This is a genomic window from Polaromonas sp. P3_C2 (assembly GCF_056402675.1).
In genome coordinates this window covers 1-1164 of sequence record NZ_JBFUGX010000977.1, presented here as the reverse complement: position 1 = coordinate 1164, position 1164 = coordinate 1, and the positions used below count along the sequence as shown (strand labels likewise).

2 protein-coding genes and 1 pseudogene are annotated in these 1164 nt (G+C 61.8%); 1 reads left to right on the top strand and 2 read right to left on the bottom strand.

What is annotated here, in order from left to right; translation table 11 throughout:
• Together AC1DWI_RS23945 and AC1DWI_RS23940 are read right to left on the bottom strand one after the other, a co-directional pair.
• Positions 1–261, bottom strand: a pseudogene (locus tag AC1DWI_RS23945) (oligopeptidase A); the annotation flags it as partial.
• A 117-nt stretch (positions 262–378) separates the two neighbouring features.
• Positions 379–855, bottom strand: coding sequence for a YhbY family RNA-binding protein (locus tag AC1DWI_RS23940; RefSeq protein WP_477670950.1), 477 nt, complete (start codon positions 853–855; stop codon positions 379–381).
• Between the two features lie 42 nt (positions 856–897).
• Between AC1DWI_RS23940 and AC1DWI_RS23935 the strand changes: the two genes are divergently transcribed.
• Positions 898–1164, top strand: a 267-nt coding sequence (locus AC1DWI_RS23935) for an SAM-dependent methyltransferase (protein WP_477726010.1), incomplete at its 3' end; no start/stop codon positions are given.

Below are 1164 nucleotides of genomic sequence, written 5' to 3'. Positions count from 1 at the left end.
GTTGTAGGCCGCGCGCAGCTCCGGCGTGTCGGCCACGCTGTTGAGGTGGCTCACGGCGCCCCAGGCGCGGCCCAGSYKCTCGGTGGCCACGTCCAGCACGCCGGCGATGCCGCTCCAGGAGGCCGGAAAATCCGCTGCCGTGACTTGCTCAAGGGCACTTTCGGCCCTGGCCAGCAGCTCGTCGAGGGCTGGCGCCACATGCTCGGGCTGAATCCGGTCAAACAGGGGAAGGTCGGAGAAGTCGAGAAGGGGATTGGTCATGACGTACAGCTGTGGGCGAAAGTCTCGAATCTAAGGGCCTGGGGCTACCGGGCCAGGAAGAATGTGCCTGTCGGGGCGCTATCGGGGCAATTGCCCCGTGCCTTGCGGGCGGGGAACTCAGCCCTGTGCACTCTTCTTGACACTTTTCAGTTGGGGTTTTTTGGCGCGTTTGACGGTGCCGCCGGGCGTGAGGCGCTGGTTGCCGAGCACGCGCAGGGTTTTGACTTCGGGACGCTGGCCGTAGCGGGAGCTGTTTTTCAGTACCTTGACATCACGGGGGCCGGGCATGCGGTCTTCATTGACCTTCTTTTCCTTTTCCGGCATTGGGCGCCACAGCACCAGCAGCTTGCCGATATGCTGGATGGGGGCGGCATTGAGTTCATCTGCCAGGGTCTGGAAAATCGCTTCTCGGCCGGCGCGGTCGTCTGATTGAACCCGCACCTTGATGAGGCCGTGCGCGTTCAGGGCCGCGTCGGTTTCTTTCTTGACGGCAGCGGTCAGGCCATCGGAGCCGATCATCACCACTGCGTTCAGGTGATGGGCATCGGCGCGGTGATCCTTGCGCTGGGCGGGGGTAAGTTGTATTTGAGCCATGACCCAATTATCGGGGGAGTCGGGAAGAGGACAATAGACCCCATGAAAGTAAATGCCAAGACCGACTTCAAACCCGGCACCCAGACCGACGCGAAGGCCGCTGCCAAAGCCGTATCGAAAGCCAGTGCGAAAGGGAAAAAGGTCAACAAGGCGTGGTTGCACGACCACATCAACGACCCCTACGTCAAATTGGCCCAGAAAGAGGGCTACCGGGCCAGGGCAGCTTACAAATTGAAGGAAATTGACGAAACCTTCGGCCTGATCCGGCCGGGGGACTGTGTGGTCGACCTGGGTAGCACGCCCGGTGCC

Bases quoted from the DNA above. Each gene is read 5' to 3' on its own strand.
- AC1DWI_RS23940 (WP_477670950.1), bottom strand. From the start codon at position 855: ATGGCTCAAATACAACTTACCCCCGCCCAGCGCAAGGATCACCGCGCC.